General features: G+C 41.3%; 13 protein-coding genes and 4 tRNA genes. 9 read left to right on the top strand and 8 right to left on the bottom strand.

The window, feature by feature from the left end:
* The first annotated feature begins 148 nt into the window (after positions 1–148).
* Positions 149–1,255, top strand: a complete 1,107-nt coding sequence (locus FTU75_RS10445) for an HPP family protein (RefSeq protein WP_180034978.1) — start codon at positions 149–151, stop codon at positions 1,253–1,255.
* A gap of 119 nt (positions 1,256–1,374) precedes the next feature.
* Here the strand turns inward: FTU75_RS10445 and FTU75_RS10440 are convergent, their stop codons facing one another.
* Complete coding sequence (locus FTU75_RS10440; protein ID WP_078189754.1) at positions 1,375–1,632, bottom strand: PspC domain-containing protein; 258 nt, start codon at positions 1,630–1,632, stop codon at positions 1,375–1,377.
* 300 nt (positions 1,633–1,932) lie between these two features.
* On the opposite strand from FTU75_RS10440, the gene FTU75_RS10435 reads away from it, so the two are divergent.
* A complete protein-coding gene (locus FTU75_RS10435) occupies positions 1,933–2,586 on the top strand; it encodes a hypothetical protein (protein ID WP_180115912.1) in 654 nt (217 codons plus the stop codon).
* 123 nt (positions 2,587–2,709) lie between these two features.
* Here the strand turns inward: FTU75_RS10435 and FTU75_RS10430 are convergent.
* From FTU75_RS10430 to FTU75_RS10405, 6 genes are all read right to left on the bottom strand, one after another.
* Positions 2,710–2,785: transfer RNA gene (locus tag FTU75_RS10430), tRNA-Lys, on the bottom strand.
* A 262-nt stretch (positions 2,786–3,047) separates the two neighbouring features.
* Positions 3,048–3,123, bottom strand: a tRNA-Lys gene (locus FTU75_RS10425).
* A gap of 49 nt (positions 3,124–3,172) precedes the next feature.
* Positions 3,173–3,248: transfer RNA gene (locus tag FTU75_RS10420), tRNA-Lys, on the bottom strand.
* A 21-nt stretch (positions 3,249–3,269) separates the two neighbouring features.
* Positions 3,270–3,345 (bottom strand) — tRNA-Lys (locus FTU75_RS10415).
* Positions 3,346–3,485: 140 nt separating this feature from the next.
* A complete protein-coding gene (locus tag FTU75_RS10410; protein ID WP_078192782.1) occupies positions 3,486–5,327 on the bottom strand; it encodes a long-chain-acyl-CoA synthetase in 1,842 nt (613 codons plus the stop codon).
* A 185-nt stretch (positions 5,328–5,512) separates the two neighbouring features.
* A complete protein-coding gene (locus tag FTU75_RS10405; protein WP_180115911.1) occupies positions 5,513–8,941 on the bottom strand; it encodes an Rne/Rng family ribonuclease in 3,429 nt (1,142 codons plus the stop codon).
* Between the two features lie 758 nt (positions 8,942–9,699).
* Here FTU75_RS10405 and FTU75_RS10400 point away from each other — a divergent pair.
* The 7 genes from FTU75_RS10400 (at position 9,700) to FTU75_RS10370 (ending at position 17,921) form a co-directional block, all read left to right on the top strand.
* A complete protein-coding gene (locus FTU75_RS10400; RefSeq protein ID WP_078189751.1) occupies positions 9,700–10,671 on the top strand; it encodes an RluA family pseudouridine synthase in 972 nt (323 codons plus the stop codon).
* Positions 10,672–10,822: 151 nt separating this feature from the next.
* The gene (locus FTU75_RS10395; protein WP_180115910.1) at positions 10,823–11,491 is read left to right on the top strand and encodes an HAD-IA family hydrolase; all 669 of its coding nucleotides are present in this window, start codon (positions 10,823–10,825) and stop codon (positions 11,489–11,491) included.
* 689 nt (positions 11,492–12,180) lie between these two features.
* Positions 12,181–12,978, top strand: coding sequence for a 2-keto-4-pentenoate hydratase (gene mhpD, locus FTU75_RS10390; RefSeq protein WP_180059401.1), 798 nt, complete (start codon positions 12,181–12,183; stop codon positions 12,976–12,978).
* A gap of 36 nt (positions 12,979–13,014) precedes the next feature.
* Positions 13,015–13,911 carry an acetaldehyde dehydrogenase (acetylating) gene (locus FTU75_RS10385; RefSeq protein WP_180024489.1) on the top strand — a complete coding sequence of 299 codons (897 nt, stop codon included), beginning with the start codon at positions 13,015–13,017 and terminating at the stop codon, positions 13,909–13,911.
* A gap of 11 nt (positions 13,912–13,922) precedes the next feature.
* A complete protein-coding gene (gene dmpG / locus FTU75_RS10380) occupies positions 13,923–14,942 on the top strand; it encodes a 4-hydroxy-2-oxovalerate aldolase (RefSeq protein ID WP_111884105.1) in 1,020 nt (339 codons plus the stop codon).
* 547 nt (positions 14,943–15,489) lie between these two features.
* Positions 15,490–16,770 (top strand): OprD family outer membrane porin, encoded by a 1,281-nt coding sequence (locus FTU75_RS10375; protein ID WP_180115909.1) that lies wholly within the window; start codon positions 15,490–15,492, stop codon positions 16,768–16,770.
* 293 nt (positions 16,771–17,063) lie between these two features.
* Positions 17,064–17,921, top strand: a complete 858-nt coding sequence (locus FTU75_RS10370; RefSeq protein ID WP_078192776.1) for an alpha/beta fold hydrolase — start codon at positions 17,064–17,066, stop codon at positions 17,919–17,921.
* Positions 17,922–18,327: 406 nt separating this feature from the next.
* Here FTU75_RS10370 and hcaR read toward each other — a convergent pair whose 3' ends face one another.
* On the bottom strand, positions 18,328–19,233 hold the full coding sequence (gene hcaR / locus FTU75_RS10365; RefSeq protein WP_078192775.1) for a DNA-binding transcriptional regulator HcaR: 906 nt from the start codon (positions 19,231–19,233) through the stop codon (positions 18,328–18,330).
* Positions 19,234–19,432 lie beyond the last annotated feature (199 nt).

Below are 19,432 nucleotides of genomic sequence, written 5' to 3'. Positions count from 1 at the left end.
GGATAAAACTACGCAAGTAAGCGGCGTATACATCATTCAAAAGAATCAAAAGTAAAATTTATAAGATAAAGATGTAAGTTGAATACATCTTATTGCTTGCATGGCTTTATAATTGCCACATCTCGCAAAACAACAAACAAGGTATCTCGTGTTTCACGCAAAATCAGCTTGGCTCAATACGCTTAAACCCAACTTTAAAGTTCTGCCTTTAAAAGACCGCATCCTGTGTGGGGTAGGTGCTTTGCTGGGCCTGAGTATTTCTTCGCTGATCAGTTGGCTGGCGCTAGATGACTTAAATGCGTGGTATATCGCCCCGATGGGCGCATCGTCCGTACTGCTCTTTGCTGTACCTGCCAGCCCATTGGCACAGCCGTGGAATATGGTAGTCGGTAATAGTCTTGCGGCCTTGATTGGCGTGACGTGTGCGATGTTTATTCCTAATTTAACCGAAGCATTTAGTATCGCGGTTGCATTAGCGATTATCTTAATGATGACCACAGACTCATTGCATCCACCAAGTGGAGCCGTGGCGATTACAGCGGTATTGGGCGGAGAGGCAGTCCATGATTTAGGCTATGCCTTTCTTTTTTATCCAGTCCTTTTAAATTCGGTCCTCTTGATGGTGGTTGCTATCATTTATAACCGATTACTAGGCAAGCAGTATCCACAAAAAGCACAAGTCAATACTCGGACGACAGATCCAACACCGACACAAAAAGTGTCGATTCAGCCAGCGGATATTCAGCAAGTCTTAGAACAGCAAAGTCAGTTGCTTGATATTAGTGAATATGACTTACAAAAAATTATTTTAGAAGCACAGCAATTAGCCAGTCGTCGTGGCCTAAGCCAGTTTCATTGTCGTGACATCATGAGTCAGCAAGTGATTACCCTGCGTGCAGAAGATGATATTCAGTCAGCATTGGAAAAGTTTAAACAAGTCAATTTGATGAGTTTGCCTGTGGTGAGTGATTTGGATCGCTTGGTGGGAAATTTGGCTTTATATGATGTGGTGGAATGGTTTAAACGTGCCGCAGACCCCAAAGCCAGTTGGGAAAATCACGTTTATCAAATTATGAATCCCAAAGTGGTGACCGTGCAGCCGGATCAACCCATTCAAGATTTAGTGCCTTATTTTGTGGAAAGATCTTTTAATTATATTCCAGTCGTTGAGCAAAAACGGTTGGTGGGAATGATTAGCCGTGCCGATATGATTGCCGCCTTATATCAACAGCTAAATCAGCAAACAAAATCTTAAGCCTTAAACTTTGATTTAAATTCATCAGACTTAAATATGGCTTTGCCAATATATAGGCAAAAAAAAAGCTACGGAATCTTGGGGGAGAAACCGTAGCGACCAAACTGGGTCAAAGGATTTTAACGTCTGTCATCATTCACAGTACGAATCGGGTCTGAATAGCCATTGGTACGGAAAAAGTTATCTTGTGCTTTAGGCATGACTAACCATAAAACCAAGTACACCAAAATACCGGGAAAGGCTGCGCTTAAGCATGATACAAAGATAAAAATAATACGCAGTAAATTTGCGTTCCAACCAAAACGTTCAGCAATACCCCCCATCACACCAGCAATCATGTTAGAGCGGTTTGAGCGATATAAACCAACATTGGCCATTCAGGTCTCCTTCAAAAAAGAATAAATTTGAATATTTCCAAATTCATATTATAGAAATGGTGACAAGCTTTGCGATTTAAAGGGTGCAGAAAAAAAATTAAGTAAAGTTATGTAATTTGAAGAATTGGTTTGATTAGTTTGCCTTTAAAATAGCTTGAGTGTTAATTAAATATCAACGATAACAATGAGATATGATTAACATATATCGCAAATATATGTATACAGCGTTGATTATTTGATTACAATATTAAGTCAGCAAGAACTGAAAAAACCAATGAATGATTGGTCTTGGCACATTATATGAAAACATCGGCTTCACCTTTTTTGATGAAATTTGCATATCTTTCAGTGTTTGCAGGAGTGTTCAGCCTCTCTTTTATTGGTTGTAGTCCAACGCATCAACCCGCAGCGGAAAAGGGTGAAAGTTCAGCATCAACTGTCGCATCGGAAGTTCAAGCGAAGCAAGATCATGGAAAAAAATTAACCCAAGTGGCAGGGCAGGCGACATTGCCGAATGACGAGGACATAAAGTCAGCTCCTGTTCCTGAGCATGCCAAAATTTTTATTGGACGTTTTCATGCCAAAGTAAAATGCGATGACAGTTTTATTCCATGCCCAGAAGGCGATGCAGAGTTCATTCTTAACTTATTGCCAGATGGCACGGTACACCGCAGTATTATTCAAATTGGAAAAGTGTTTGCTGAAAAAACCAATACGTCAGGCATTAATGTGAAATATCGTAAGGATACGTGGAGTGTCAATGAAGCACATACCGAGCTGGTGGTTCATCGAAAAGAAGGCGTGAATTTTTATTATCACGTGATTAATGAAAATAAAATCACCATGGATTTAGACAAAATACGTCAAGGTGAAGTTGATCGAAATCAGGAATTATTTTCCAAGGGTTATCCTCAGCCGCAACATGCCTATACCTTGGTGAAAGACCCAAATTAAATACTGCGAATGAAGTAAATAAAATTATAAATTGCGTTTGAGCGTCGGCGTGAAATTCGCAAATCTTGGCTAATCGAATGCAACTAGCTTATAAAAAATTGAATTATTAATACGACATAGAATTGGTGGGTTGTGTGGGGTTCGAACCCACGACCAATAGATTAAGAGTCTACTGCTCTACCAACTGAGCTAACAACCCTGAGAAAATTTTAAAAGAGCATTTTAAAATTTTAGCAAGATAAACGAAGCACGTAGTTTTGAATACTAGGGAATATTTGTTATCTAAAATTTTTCAGGTCAAATACTTCATCTAGCAAGACAAGAATGATACTTCGCAACATCGCTATAGCAAAATTTCGAGAATGGCGAATCAAAACCAGTAATGGTGATGGTTTGTCTTGGTCGGAACCTGCAGGTTTCTTTTTCTTCAACTGCCGGAAGAAAGAAGCCCTAAGAAAGAATGGTGGGTCGTCCGCGACTCGAACGCGGGACCAATAGATTAAAAGTCTACTGCTCTACCAACTGAGCTAACGACCCTTAGGGGGTATGCACAAGATTGTAATCTAAAACTGGCATTTTAGAAAGATGGTGGGTCGTCCGCGACTCGAACGCGGGACCAATAGATTAAAAGTCTACTGCTCTACCAACTGAGCTAACGACCCATCTTGTGGTATCGAAGGAAATGGTGGGTCGTCCGCGACTCGAACGCGGGACCAATAGATTAAAAGTCTACTGCTCTACCAACTGAGCTAACGACCCATTTCGCTTGATGGTGCGTATTGTAGCAAGATCTGCTTCAAGCGCAAGTAAAAAATCATAAACTTGCTTGTGTTTGATTATAAATACAACAAAGTAGCTCATTTTAGCGGATATCTGTCGCTAAAATGAGCGCTATTTGCTTAAAAACGGTATTTATATGCCTGAATATTGGCATAAATTTCAGGAGTTAAATCACAGTAAGCAGTTGCATTTGGCAGCAATACCAATAAACGTTCATCAGTTTGCTTAGGATCAAAAGCTTGTTCTTTCAGCTTGTTTTTTTGGTATTTAAATGTGCCTGTGGTTTCGACTTTTTTCTGTACACGTAAAAATACCGGTACAGCATACGCTGGTAAGCATTTTTTAAATTGTAGAACCATTTCACTACAATCTTGTTCGTTGAGTTCGGCACCATCGGTGAGCGTGATGGCAGCCATACCTGCACGGCCATTGGTATCTGGAATTTCTACGCCATAAACCACAGCTTCAGCAATTTTATCGTACTCACTCACCATGTTTTCAACTTCAGTGGTTGAAACGTTTTCACCTTTCCAGCGGAAAGTATCGCCTAGACGGTCGACAAATTGTGCATGACGGAAGCCAATGTCACGAACCAAGTCACCAGTGTTGAAGTATGAATCACCATGCTTGAATACATCTTTCATAATGACGGATTTGTTTTTTTCCGTGTCGGTATAGCCATCAAAAGGTGAGCGACGGGTAATTTTACCGATGAGTAAGCCAACTTCGCCTTTTTTAACTTTAATGCAGCGACCTTTAGCATCATGTACAGCTTCATTTTTTTCTTTATCAAACTGAATAATCGCATAAGGCGTTGGTGAAAAACCAACAGTGTTGTCAAAGTTAAATACATTACTAAAGCCGACGTTGCCTTCACTTGAAGCATAGAGTTCAAGGACTTCTTCGACCCCAAAGCGTTCTTTAAACTTATCCCAAATGTTTGGTCGCATGCCGTTACCAATCATTTTTTTCACACGATGGCCTTTTTCAAGGTCTGAATGTGGAGCATCCATCAAATAACGGCAAAGCTCGCCCACATAGCCAATGGCTGATGCATCAAATTTTTGTACATCTTTCCAAAACGATGAAGTTGAAAACTTGCGACGCAGGGCAAGGGTGGCGCTACCAGCAATCACCCCACACCAACAAACTACAGTGCCTGTAGCGTGATAGAGCGGCAAGGTCACATACATCACATCATCTTTATTCAGATTGAGAACGTGCCCATAAGTTCCATAAGCCAAAGTCCAACGGCTGTTGGTGAAAATCACCGCTTTAGGTAAGCCTGTTGTCCCAGAGGTGTAGATATAAAATAGGCCGTCTTTGCCTTTTACACTTGCAGTGGTGGGCGTGTTGAACTTTGGAAATTCATCAATCGCTTCTGCAAGATTTAAGAAGCCTTTAGGTGCTTGACCAGCATCTACACGAGTGGCTTGATCTGCGAACCAATGTAAACGATCTGCAGCTACACTGAGATCACCACGAATTTCTTCTACAGCTTGACGGCATTCTTCGCCCACAATTACCGCAATTGGGTTCACTAAGTTGATGCTGTGTGTCAGGACTTTGCCGACTTGTGATGTGTTGACCAAAGCACTGGTGACGCCAATTTTGGCTAAAGCAACGATGGTTGCCACGAGTTCAGATCGGTTTTCGATCATCACCGCAATCACATCACCTTTTTTTGCGCCCAGTGCAAGGTAATAGTGACCAATTTGATTGGCCCATTCATTGAGTTCGTTATAGGTATATTTTTGCTCTTCAAAATAAAGCGCATAACCTTTAGGATTACGCTTTACGGCTTTTTCAAATGCAATTCCCAAGCCTGCGGAAGTATTTGGGGTACGTAAATAGGCTTGCTTTAGACCACTCAACAGGTTGGGTACTTTGCTAATGAACGCGGGAATTTTTGCTGCAACATCAGCAATCCCAATAAGGTCGTGTTGTGTAGTTTGGCTCATGTGAATCCTATTTATTTTTCGTAATCCGATACGGTCTATTTCTTTGCAATGAAATTTGCAGCAAATTCTACAATTGTCTTTTAATCGTTTCGATCTAGTGCAATCAACCTAATTTGACAAAAGTATCAAAAAAAAACCAGTCACCGAAATGACTGGATTTTTTTATTCACCTGCAAAATAGCAAATTACTGCTCAGTTGCGGTGTTTGCTTTTTTCGGTGGACGACCGCGAGGACGACGAGGGCGTGCAGGTTTTTCACCTTCAGCGGCCGAGTTTTCGTCTACAGGAACCTCAACTTTCTTTTCCGCTTCAACGGCTTGAGCTTTTTCTTCTACTGGTTTAGTAGGAGCTTCAGACACTTCTTCCGTCTTTTCAGGTTGCGCACTCACATCCAGTTCAGCTTGAACGGGTGTCAGTACTTCAGCTTGAACGGGTTCAGGTGTTTCAGTTTGACCTGCAACGTCGGATACATTGGCTTCAACTGTAGCAGCTTTAGCTTCTGCAACTACAGGCGCCTCAATAGCAGTGTCTGCGACAGGCGTAGCTTCCACCTCAGCATGTGCTTTTGCTTGGTCTTGTTTCGCTTGTTCAGCGGCAAGTTTAGCAAGGCGACGACGCTCACGTGGGTCATTAGCAACACGTTTATCTGACACAGGCTTTGGTGGTGTCAAATCCAACATTGGCGCTGGTTCAGCTTCAGGTGCAGCTTTTGTAACTTGAACATCACGAGTGACAGGCTTTTTCTCTACAGCTGCTTCAGCTGCAGGTGCAGTCAAAGTCGCGGCATATTCTTCCGTGAATTTTTGCAATGCACGGTTGAATGTTGGAATTAAGCCAAATTGCTCAATCAGTACTGAGCAGTCTTCACCGTATACATGCTTAATCAAGCTGCTTACAGTGTATTGACCTAGTGTCGGCACTTGAGATGGCGAAATTTTCGGAGCCTGTGCTTGTTGAGCGCGAGCTGCACGTTGTTCGCGGCGGCGTTGACGTGGGTCATTGCTTGCACGAGACGGTTTTTGCTGCGCATGCTGTGGTTTATATCCTACTTCTTTTGTTTCAGTCGCAGGTTTTTCCACTTTTTCTGCTTCAACGACAGCGGCTTTTTGGACTACTGGGGTTTCTACAGGTTTTTCAACTGCTGGGGCAGTATTTAGCGCTACGATTTCGCTTTGAGCTTGATCAACATTTACTACAAGTGCTGTTGGCATCACGTCTTGACGTGGTGCATTAACAACTTCAACTTTAGGTTGTCGTTGATTGCGGTTTTCAGGTTGTTGCTCAGTTGCAACTTCCTGAGCAATCGCTTGCTCGTTCAATACGCTTTGATCGCGGTGGCGATTTGGGCGATTTGGACGTTGTTGGTTGTTGCGGTCACGACGTGGAACAGACTGCGGTTGCTCATTATTTTGAACATCTTGCTGTACTTGTTCGTTGTTGTGTTGACGGCGTGAGTTACGGCGGTTTTCACGTTGGTCTTGACGGTTGTCTTGGCGCGGTTCTTGACGTTCAGAACGTTGCTCTTGGCGTTCGTTTTGACGTGCTTCGTTATTACGCTGTTCTTGACGGTCTTGACGTGAAGGTTGTAACACTTCTTCATGAACTTGATGCGATTGAGCTTCTTGTTCACGTGGTTCTTTATGCTTAGTACGCTTTTTGTTGTGACGTTTTTCTTCACGGTCAGCTTTTTCTGAATGGCTGTCACGTTCTTGTTTGTGCACAACAGAAGAAGGCGCAAGGTAAGCATTATTGTCTACGACAACAACAGGCGCTGCCGATGCAGGGGTAATTTGACCAAACTGGCCACGGCTTGCAGCACCGCTATTTACCATTTGTTCAATTGCAGCAGCGGCATTGTTTGCAGTACGCGACTGGTCAACGGTTGCAGCTTGTTTTTGAACAAATAAGTTTTCTAACCATGCACATGGACTAGATGATGCTGCAGGAGCGGCAACTTGTGCAGGTGCTTGTTGAGCAGCAACGGGTTGTTGCTTATTCTTTTTGTGGCCTTTTTCTTGTTGTTGTACAGGTGCTTGTTGCTGAGCAGCAGCGGCCTGTTCTTCACCTAAATGCCACTCAGATGCTTCGTAACCTAATTCTTTTTCGCTAGAACGTGTCGCTTCAGTGCGTTCATAGCTTGTAGGTGCAAAACCTTCAGGGTTATACGAAATTTCGTAATGTGGTGTTTCTAGGTGAGGGTGTGGAAGTACAGTCACACGAACATTTGAAGTTTGTTCAAGATATACAAGGCTGTGACGCTTTTCATTCAATAAGAATGCAGCAATTTCAACAGGCACTTCAACTTGAACTTCACCATGACGTTCGCGTAGCGCAATTTCTTCCACTTTACGCATAATTGAAAGTGATAAAGAACGTAGGTCACGTACCATACCTGTGCCATGACAGCGTGGGCACACATAACCAGTGGCTTCTTCAAGCGATGGACGTAAGCGTTGACGGCTCATTTCCATCAAACCAAAGCGTGACAGTTGACCGAATTGGATACGTGCACGGTCACTTTGTGTTGCTTCACGAAGTTTAGCTTCAACCATACGTTGGTTACGGTCTTTGGTCATGTCGATGAAGTCGATCACAACCAAACCACCGATATCACGTAAACGTAATTGGCGAGCGATTTCTTCAGCAGCTTCAAGGTTGGTATTGAGCGCCGTATCTTCTACATCGCTACCACGTGTTGATTTTGCAGAGTTAATATCAATTGAAACCAATGCTTCAGTTTGGTCAATCACAATTGAACCACCAGAAGGAAGTTTTACTTCACGTTCATAGGCAGTTTGGATTTGACTTTCAATACCAAAATGAGCGAATAACGGTTCATTTAAAGTATAGGTTTTTAATTTGTCGATTTGACGTGGCATCACCGCTTTAACAAAGTTATACGCTTCATTATACGCTTGCTCAGAGTCAATCAGAATTTCAGCAACATCATCACGTAAATAGTCACGAATTGCACGTGTAACCACACCGGCTTCTTGGTGAACCAACATTGGTGATGGACCTGAACTTGATGTGCTTTGGATTTGTGCCCAAAGGTCAAGCAAGTGTTGCAGGTCAAGTTGGAGTTCTTCTTGAGAGCGGCCGATCCCTGCAGTACGTACAATCACGCTCATGCCACGAGGGACATTTAAAGACGCCAACATTTCTTTCAATTCTTCACGAACTGAACCTGAAATTTGACGGCTAATACCGCCACCTTTCGGGTTGTTTGGCATTAAGACCAAATAACGGCCAGCAAGTGAGATAAATGTAGAAAGGGCAGCACCTTTATTACCACGTTCTTCTTTTTCCACTTGAACTAAAAGCTCAGTGCCTTCAGTGATCAATTCGCGGATGTTTGAAGTTTGGCGAGGATCTGCTTTGTAATAAGAGTTAGCAATTTCGCGCATCGACAAGAAGCCTTGACGACCTGCACCGTATTCAACAAATACAGCTTCTAAAGACGGCTCTACGCGAGTCACATGACCTTTATAGATATTCGATTTTTTTTGTTCACGGGTACGATTCTCTAAGTCAAAATCGTAAAGACGCTGACCAGTGACAAGTGCAACGCGAATTTCTTCGGCATGTGTTGCATTAATCAACATACGTTTCATGGGTGTAACACCTAATAGTGATACACAGAAGAACATCGCCTGACTCGTAGCGAGCATCAGATAGCATGGATCAAGTTGCACAGATCGAAAAACATCATCTGTGCATGTGTACCGACCTTCTTTGGGTGGGCAACGGTTTTTGATTCACGTATTGATGATGGCAATACGGCTTCAATCTTTTAAACGATTAAAGTCACCTGAACGCGTTTCACTGGCGGACAAACGGTGCATTGGATGTGAGTAACTTTCACTGTCACATTGCTCGAAGAGCATCCATTCATATCTGATAGAGCGTCTTGATACGGAATTATCATCGTACCTTTACAAACTGTGCAGATCCAATACATCAAACGTTGTGGCCTGAACACGATTTCCAGGGAGCGACTGGTCTGATGTGTATCAGTTTACGTTTAAAAACCAACCTTAGTTGGCACATATTTTTTTGGGGCAAACTGTTTTATGTACCTACGGCACAATTAAACGCAACAGTTTGCAGTTTTGCCGATATAATAAGCCTTCGGCGTCGGCATAATTCTTTTGGGACCTTTCCGAGCTAAATGAGTAATTGCTTGAAAGTTCAATGACAGTAAATACTGAAATGAATCAACTTTTACTCAGTTACGGTGGTTTCCGTGCGCTGACTATATCAAACCTTGCATCATCTGCCTATGGGCTAAGCTTATGTTTCTTGCGAAAAGTATAGCTTAAATGATCATTTTTTAATCAATTTTAGTATTTTTTTAGGTCACAGTAACTGTATGAATTCTACGCAAGAATGGCAAAGCGTCACCTGGTTTGAAGTGGACGAGCATCAGGCGGGTCAACGTATTGATAATTTCCTGTTTAGTCGTCTGAAAGGTGTGCCTAAAAGTCGCATTTATCGTCTGATTCGTGAAAGCCAAGTCCGCGTCAATAAAAAACGCGTCAAAGCGGAAACCAAACTCAATATTGGTGACCAAGTTCGAGTTGCTCCAATTCGTTATGAGCAAAAAGATGAGTCTGCGGTTCCCGTATCGGACAAAGTGGCACAAAGTTTACTGAGCCGTGTGGTGTACGAAGATGAAGGCTTAATGGTGGTAAACAAACCTTCTGGTATTGCTGTTCACGGCGGTAGTGGTGTGGCGTATGGCTTGATCGAAGGCTTACGTGCCGCAACAGGGAAGAAATACCTAGAGCTGATTCACCGAATTGACCGCGACACTTCTGGTTTGGTGATGATTTCGAAAAAACGTAGTGTGTTAAAAAGCCTGCAAGACATGTTACGTGAGCACAAAATCCAAAAAACTTATGCTGCTGTGGTGAAAGGCGTGGTGAGTTTGGATAAGCAGCTGATTGATCAGCCTTTGCATCGTTACGAACTGGCGAATGGCGAGCGTCGTGTACGTGTGTCGCCTAAAGAAGGTAAAGAGTCGAAGACGCTGTGGAACGTGAAAGAACGTTTTATGCATGCCACATTGGTGTATGCGTCTCCACTTTCGGGCCGTACCCATCAGATCCGTGTACATGGTTTAAGTATTGGTCATCCATTGGTGGGCGATGAAAAATATGGTCATGAAACTGAATACCGTGGTCCAAAGCCACGTCGTTTATGTCTGCATGCTATGCGTTTAGAAATTCCGGGTTACCAAACCATTGAAGCGCCATTGCCAGAAGATATGCAAAGCCTTGTGGCGCAGCTACGCGCGCAAAAAGCTGACAAAGTGGTGAAGTCTTCGGAAGATGACGAGTAAGTTTTAAATATTAGACTTCTCCCCCTGAGCAGGACTGCTTCGTAAGTTTTCTTTCGCCCTCTCCTTTAAGGAGAGGGTCGGGGTGAGGTAAATAAATTGATGCACTCCAGAATCTGAATTACCAAACACTGAATCAAATCTAGGAAAACGTATGAACTCAGCTGTAAAACTAGTCATTTTCGATTGGGATGGCACTTTATTTGATTCTGTGGGTCAAATTGTAGCGAGTTTAAAATTTGCAGCAGATCAATATTCACAGCCGCTGACCGATGCTGATGCGAAAAGTATTATTGGTTTAGGTCTGCCGGAAGTCGCACAGCGGTTATTTCCGACGGTTCCTGAATTGCACAGCGACATTTTGCAAAGTTATGCCGATCACTATGTGGCCCATTCCAAAGGGGATATGTGGTTTGATGGTGTCGCAGATATGTTGCAGGAATTACGCGATGTCGGTCTACAATTGGCTGTTGCAACAGGAAAAAGTCGTAAAGGTCTAGACCGTGTTTTGGCTCAAACGCAAAGTCATGAGCTATTTTGTGCGACCCGAGCAGCCAGTGAAACCAAATCTAAGCCAGATCCGTTGATGTTGGCAGAAATTTTGGCGGAAACAGGACTACGTGCCGATCAAGCCATTATGGTTGGTGATACGTCGTATGATTTAGAAATGGCCCTCAATATTCAGATGCCACGTGTAGGCGTGAGCTATGGAGTGCATACTGTAGAAACACTCCAGTGTTTTCAACCCTTACATATTGCACATAGCGTAGGTGATTTGACTGAATTTCTACTAGAACACGTGAAATTACGTCTAGCTGTATAGTTTTAGATACAAACGAGTAAAAAGGGTGAAATTTGTTTTCACCTTTTTTGTTACCAAATGAATAGTAACGCAAGCTCTACTTGATGAAATGAGTAAATTCAATTATTTAAAAAAGTAATAACACTAGATTTTTCTACAATAACAAGCAGTCTTCTAGCAAATTTACCTTAAAAAGTTGAGCGCAACTATTTGGCCTTTTACCACAAGCTGGAATAGATTTTTTGTTGGAATTTTTGGTTTTATCTTATTGTTATTTATTGATTTATTTTTAAATTTTCAATTTATTAAACTAAATCAGATGAAATTGAACACCTATGCGTAAAAGTTGGCCTGACGCTAAAATAATCTTTTAATCTTATCTTTTAGTCGTATAAGCCAAGTTTTTTAGTAGAGATTCAGATTTAAGGGCGAAAAAAATAGTGAATTTTATTTAATTATTTTGACTTAAGTTTTTGAATATTAATAATAAATAATGATTAATTTATAGCTAATAGCTATAGTCATAAATAAAATAAGTATTGGTATTCACTTTCTAAAATCTCGATGCTAAATGCATCTAAACATAACGTGTAGTATGTCAAGTGAAATGCTTTAGGCGAATCCTGACATGACTTTCATCACTTTGATTTTGATGGTGATCGGGATGAAACACGTTGTGCATCCAATTTTTGCAGTTTAAGGAAACATTGATGTCGAATTCTGCTGTTGTTGAATCAGTTGCGCAAGCATTACGCGATGCGGAAGTAAATCAGGCTGCGATTGCACCGATCCGTCCACAACTTGGTGGTGAAAGTGCTGATGTAGATATTGCTTATGCCGTTCAAGAAGTGAATACCAAACGTGCGGTGGCAGAAGGTCGTCGCCTTGTAGGTCGTAAAATTGGCTTAACTTCAAAAGTTGTACAAGCGCAGTTAGGCGTTGATCAACCTGACTTCGGTATGTTGTTTGCTGACATGGCGTATGGCGATGGTGAAGAAATCCCTGCTGGTTTATTGATTCAGCCAAAAGTTGAAGCAGAAATTGCTTTGGTGATTAACCAAGACTTGACCAAAGAAAAACACACCTATGCAGACATTATGAGTGCAACAGAATATGCACTGCCTGCAATTGAAGTGGTCGATAGCCGTATTGAAAACTGGAAAATCTCGTTGATTGATACTGTGGCAGATAACGCATCTTCAGCAGGTTTTGTGCTGGGTTCTAAGCCTGTAAAACTTGCAGATCTTGACCTTGTAAATTGCAAAATGGTCATGACTCGTGGTGAAGAAGTGGTTTCACAAGGTGTGGGTAAAGCGTGTCTTTCTAACCCATTAAATGCAGCTGTATGGTTGGCTGACGAAATGGTTCGTCGTGGTCGTCCATTGCTTGCAGGTGACATCGTATTGACCGGTGCCTTAGGCCCAATGGTTGTGGCAAATCCTGGTGATGAATTCAAAGTTGAAATTGAAGGATTTGGTTCTGTGACTGCAGCATTTGCAGCGAAATAAGCTTGGGTTTTACGGAATTTTTAAGAGTACACATTCATGAAAAAGATTAAATGTGCATTGATCGGTCCAGGGAACATTGGTACTGACTTGCTTTACAAACTTCAACGCAGCGAATTTTTAGAACCAGTATGGATGGTTGGTATTGACCCGACGTCTGAAGGTTTGGCTCGCGCTGCTAAAATGGGTTTAAAAACCACTGCTGAAGGCGTAGATGGTTTACTTCCACACGTAATTGAAGACGACATTAAAATCGCATTTGATGCAACTTCTGCCTATGTTCATGCTGAAAACAGCCGAAAATTAAATGAACTTGGCGTGTTAATGATTGACTTAACACCTGCTGCAATCGGTCCATTCTGCGTACCACCAGTAAACTTAGAAGCGTTATTGGACGCAGGTGAAGTTCCGAACGTCAACATGGTGACATGTGGTGGTCAGGCAACGATTCCTATGGTTGCTGCGATTTCACGAGTTCAGCCTGTTGAATACGGCGAAATCATTGCAACAGTTTCAACAAAATCTGTGGGTCCAGGTACACGTAAAAACATTGATGAATTTACTCGTACGACTGCTGGCGCTATTGAAAAAGTGGGCGGTGCGAAACAAGGTAAAGCGATCATCATCATTAACCCTGCTGAGCCACCACTGATGATGCGTGATACTGTTCACTGTCTTGTTGAAGGTGAACCAGATCAAGCAGCAATCACTGAATCTGTACATGCGATGATTCTTGAAGTTCAAAAATATGTACCAGGTTACAAACTTGTAAATGGTCCTGTATTTGACGGTAACCGTGTTTCAATCTTCTTAGAAGTTGAAGGTTTAGGTGATTATCTTCCTAAATATGCAGGTAACCTCGACATTATGACTGCGGCAGCTGCACGTACTGCAGAAATGTTTGCAGAACGCGTATTAAACACTGCTGAAGCTTAAGGAATACCAAAATGTCTAAGATTATTATTAATGATATGACTTTACGTGATGGTATGCATCCTATGCGCCATCAAACTACACCTGAACAAATGGTTGCCATTGCAACTGCTTTGGATGATGCAGGTGTACCTTTAATCGAAGTTACGCATGGTGACGGCTTAGGCGGTAACTCTGTGAACTACGGTTTTGCAGCAGCAACCGATGAAGAATACCTAAAAGCGGTGATTCCAAACCTGAAACAGGCGAAAGTATCTGCACTTTTACTTCCTGGTATTGGTACGGTTGACCATTTGAAAATGGCACATGATGTTGGTGTAGCAACCATTCGTGTTGCAACGCACTCAACTGAAGCTGACGTTTCTGAACAGCACATTACTGCTGCACGTAAACTTGGCATGGACACTGTGGGCTTCTTGATGATGGCGCACATGGCAACTCCTGAAAAACTTTTGGAAGAAGCCAGCAAAATGGTGTCATACGGTGCAAACTGTATTTATGTGACTGACTCTGCTGGTTATATGTTGCCTCAAGACGTGACTGACCGCGTGGGTATTTTACGTGCCAACCTAGCTTCAGAGATCGAAATCGGTTTCCACGGTCACCATAACTTAGGTATGGGTGTTGCGAACTCTGTTTCAGCGGTTCAAGCTGGTGCAACGCGTGTCGATTTAGCTTCTGCAGGTTTAGGTGCAGGTGCAGGTAATACTCCACTTGAATTGTTTGTTGCGGTTGCCAACCGTATGCAAATGGAGACAGGTGTGGACTTGTTTAAAGTTCAAGATGTTGCGGAAGATTTAATCATTCCAATGATGACACATCAGATCCGTGCTGACCGTGATGCAGCAACTTTAGGTTATGCCGGTGTTTACTCATCATTCTTGTTATTCGCGAAACGTGCTGAAGCGAAATATGGCGTTTCTGCGCGTGAAATTCTTCTTGAGCTTGGTCGTCGTGGTACTGTTGGTGGTCAAGAAGATATGATCGAAGATTTGGCATTGACCATGTCTAAAGCAAAAGAAGCCAATGCTTAATTTGCTTTAAATCAAAAAGCGCCCGAAATGGGCGCTCTTTTTATGTCTGAAGTGGCTGTGTTGGTTTGAGATGGGCTTGAGATTACGTTGAGATTGATTTGAGGCATGAAAAGTGGATTGAAATAAGAAATATCTTACGAACCAATGGCTGATTTCGAGCAGCCATAGTAGTAAAATTTAACTTTAAGTTGTTGATGATTATATAAATTAAATATCATGTCATAGCTAAATTTTATAAATTAAATGAGGATAAATCTCATTAGAAAACTTTGATTAAACTTAAAAGCAATTAATACAGGGGATGTAATTGCAAAAAATAAAAAACTTTAAATTTTATGTTAATAAAACATGGGGTTAATTTAATCAGCCGTTCTAAATGATAAAAGGGAGTTATTGTTTTAATCTCTAAGGAAAATAACCAGATATCGCATCCAAAGTTCAAGTCGTACAAAAGCCTGATAAACCTTAATACTGTAGTCGGATTTTTTTCCAAGGTATTGTTGAGCATGATGATGTCATAGCTTAATTTGATCACTGGGAATAAGCCATGCGTCGTCAAAATTTATGGATAGCAATTCTTGCTGCGACAGCAACATTAGGAACATCTGCAACTTATGCGGACTTTGTTGACGACAGCCAAGTACAATTGAAATTTAAAAACTTCTACTTAGACCGTCAAATTAAAGAAAATCCGGCAGGTAACTGGGGTTCATGGTCACAGGGTGTGACTTTGGATGCCAAGTCAGGGTATCAAGATATTGGTGCAGGTATTCAAGTGGGTGCGGACCTGCTGGTACAGCATGCCTTTAAACTCAATGGCCGTGATACCAATGCAGACTTTATTTTGCCGCACGATGGTAAAGAATCAAAAGATAACTTTGGTAAAGTGGGTGTGACCCTTAAAGCCAAAGTGTCAAAAACTGAATTGAAAGTGGGCGAGCTATTGCCGGTATCTCCAGTGCTAGTATTTGATCCATCACGTCAGTTGCTGACTACTTACAGCGGTGCATGGCTGGAGTCGAAAGACCTGAAAGATACCAAGTTGACCGTGGCTTATATTGACGGTATTAATAATCGTTATGATAACCAGTTCCGTGATTTAACTTTATTTTCACCAGGTAAAAAGCTGCCGAATGGAAAAATAGGTCATTTTGACAACGGTCCAGCATCTGACGGGATGTATATTGCGGGGATTGATCACCAATTTACGCCTGAAATTGGTGGTAGCTACTGGTATGCCGATGTACAGGATATCTACCAACAGCACTATATAGGTGCGAACTACAAAACTAAACTGGGTGAAAAAGTCAAGTTAGACAGTCATATCCGCTATTTTGATAACTCGGATTCGGGTGACAAGCTCTATGGTGAAATTGATAACCAAGCGTTGTCGGTGGGGGCGAAAGTCAATTATGGCTCACATACGTTTGGTTTAGGTTATCAACAAATGTTTGGTGACAATGCCTTTCCAACTTTGGGCGGCTGGGTGCCACAGCCGTACCTTGTAAACTGGGGCGTAGCGACATTTACCAATCCAGATGAAAAATCATGGGGCTTTACTTATGGCTATGACTTTGCAGAGCTTGGTGCGAAAGGCCTAAATGCTACAGCGGTTTACTTTACAGGTTCTGATGCAGAAATTGGTACTGCAAATGGCATCCTGAAAGATCAAAAATCTGATGAGCTTAACTTAATCGTGAACTACACCGTGCCTGAAGGTAAGTTGAAGGGCTTAGGCTTCCAGGCAATGTATATCGATGCCGATTTCGATTACAAATCTGACTTGCAAGAGTACCGTGTCGCGACAACTTATACCTATAAGTTCTAATTTCTCAGGATAAAAAAAAGGGAAGTGGATTCATTGCTTCCCTTTTTATTCGCTGGTTTATTTAAAAAAGAAATACCTCAAAGATTTTATGGATATATTTTTGAGTTATGTATTTAAAAACAATAACTTAAATTATAGTCTATTTGTTATTTATGATCGTAAATATGTATCAGTTAGCAGTGGCTGAACAGGTAATATGAGACTGTAAAAACCACAAAATCCAAAAGAGTCCCCCTTGTGTTTAAATCCGTTATGGATTGAAACATAAGCTCTACGCAATACGAGGAGCATGTATGAGCACTGTTCAGATTCCTGACTATACAACTGATTCATTCTTTGGTTTAGAAGATAAATGGATTGAAACTGCTGAAGGCGAATTAACGCATTACCACGAAGTGGGTGAAGGCACACCAATTCTATTTTTACACGGTTCAGGTACAGGTGTATCTGCTGCTGCTAACTGGTGGTTGAACCTACCTCAAATTGGTGAACAAGCACGTTGTATCGCTATCGATACGATTGGCTATGGTCAAACTGTTGTTGCACCGAATACTGCTTATGGTATCCGTGCTTGGGTTGATCACGCTGTACGTACGTTAGACGCACTAGGTATTGAAAAAACTTGGTTAGTGGGTAACTCACTCGGTGGCTGGTTAGCATTCCAAATGGCTTTGGACTATCCAGAACGTGTATTGGGTATCGTTTCTATGGGTACAGGCGGTGCTAAACAAACTGCAGCACTTAAAGCACATGCAAACCCTGTATTAACCGAAGAAGGCATCAAGAAAACCTTGTCTATGTTTGTTGTAAACAAAGACTTGATCACAGACGAATTGGTAAAAGTACGTTTTGCATCTGCTGCAAATGACTATGCATCAAATCGTTTGATGGATGTTGTTGGCGCACGTGACCGTGACCGTTTCGAATTCCCATTAGATTTTGAAAAAATGAAAGACATTACTGTGCCAGTATTGTTGATTCATGGTGTACAAGACGTGGTGATTCCTGTATCTCGTACGTGGGATATTTTGAATACCGTTCCTCATGCTGATGCGCATATTTTCAGCCAATGTGGCCACTGGTCTCAAGTTGAAAAAGCAGAAGAATTCAACACCGTGATTAAAGATTATTTAAAAGCGCGTGGTGTGTAATTTCTTGTCACTGACATGAAATTCAAAAAAAGGATGGTTTTGCCATCCTTTTTTTTATATAAATCTTTTGAAAGAAATACTTTAAATGAGTATTATTATCATTAAAAGGTCGACAGTGTACGGTCTAAATCAGTAAAAAGGCATAAAATAAGCTCATCTAAATGGTTGGGGATGGGGAATTATTTATTAGACTTAAGTTGTAAATCGGCTATTCTTAGCAATTTTTATCAATGTCTAAACTAATATTTATAAGTTATTTTCCATCAAGTCGATATGCATGATAGATAAAATGCGTCGATTAAAACATTTAAACGATTAAAAAAGCGACTTTTTAGCCATAAAAAAAGCACCATTATTTATTTCAAAAATAATGGTGCTATATCTATAAATTATGACTTGGCGAAAATTAACGCTGTTCGCGATTGATATCGAGATAAAAAACTTTGGTTAGCAGTTCAAGGAATTTATCTACAGCCACAGAACTCGCCGTTTTTCGGTAACTTACGTACAGGTCTAGATACGGTAATTCGACATCTAAAGGACGAATCACAGTATTGTTCATGGTCAATGGCGCGATGTATCCCGGTAGGATCGTGCAGCCTAAACCCATGCCGATGGAGTTAATGTTAAACAGGATATTGTCGGCTTTTTGCACGATATTAAATTGAACGCCATGGTTAGAAGCAAAGTCTAAAATGGCTTCATGCAACGTGCCTGATTGTTCGCGTGCAGGAATGATAAAATCAATACCATTCAATGCTTTAACTGGAATACGTTCGTACTTCGCTAAAGGGTGATCTTTGGGTAAAATAAAGATCAATGGTTCACGTAGTACAAACTGACTTTCTATTTCGTCGCTATGAAAGTTATTGCGAGTAAAAGTGATATCTAGTTCACCTTTTTGTAGCAATTTCATCTGATCGCGATTATTTAAACTAAGTAATTCAATTTTGAGTTCTGGGTTTTGAACACGCAGATTTGGCAAGACGTATGGGAAGATTTTCATCTCTGCGACGGGCACAAAACCAATCCGTAGCATCTGTTGTTTGGCTTGTGAAACCTGACGTGCCATCGCTACGGCCTTGTCTGCTTGAGCTAGTGTCAAACGTGCTTGTTCTAGAAATACGGCACCTTCTTCTGTGAGCTCAACTTTGCGTTTAGTCCGGTGCAACAATTTTACGCCGACATCTTCTTCAAGATCTTTAATTTGTTGGCTTAAAGAAGGTTGAGCAGTATAAAGTTTTAACGCAGCTTTACTGAAATTGAGTTCTTCAGCAACAGTAATGAAGTAGCGTAAGTGTCGTAATTCCATATAATCAACCCGTGGAGTAATCCAAAAAATGTCTTACTTAGAAGTTCGTTCAGTATAATCTATAAACAACTATTGCGTGAGGATTATTTTGCCATTCACGAAATAAATGGTGTTCTCGGTAATTTAAAAAAAATACTATAAAAAAAATCTACCGTAATAATCCATAAAATCTCTTAATTAAAACAAAATAAATATTTCC

The sequence above is a fragment of the Acinetobacter sp. YH12140 genome (assembly GCF_013418475.1).
Lineage (GTDB): Bacteria > Pseudomonadota > Gammaproteobacteria > Pseudomonadales > Moraxellaceae > Acinetobacter > Acinetobacter amyesii.
This window is presented reverse-complemented; position numbering and strand designations above follow the sequence as displayed.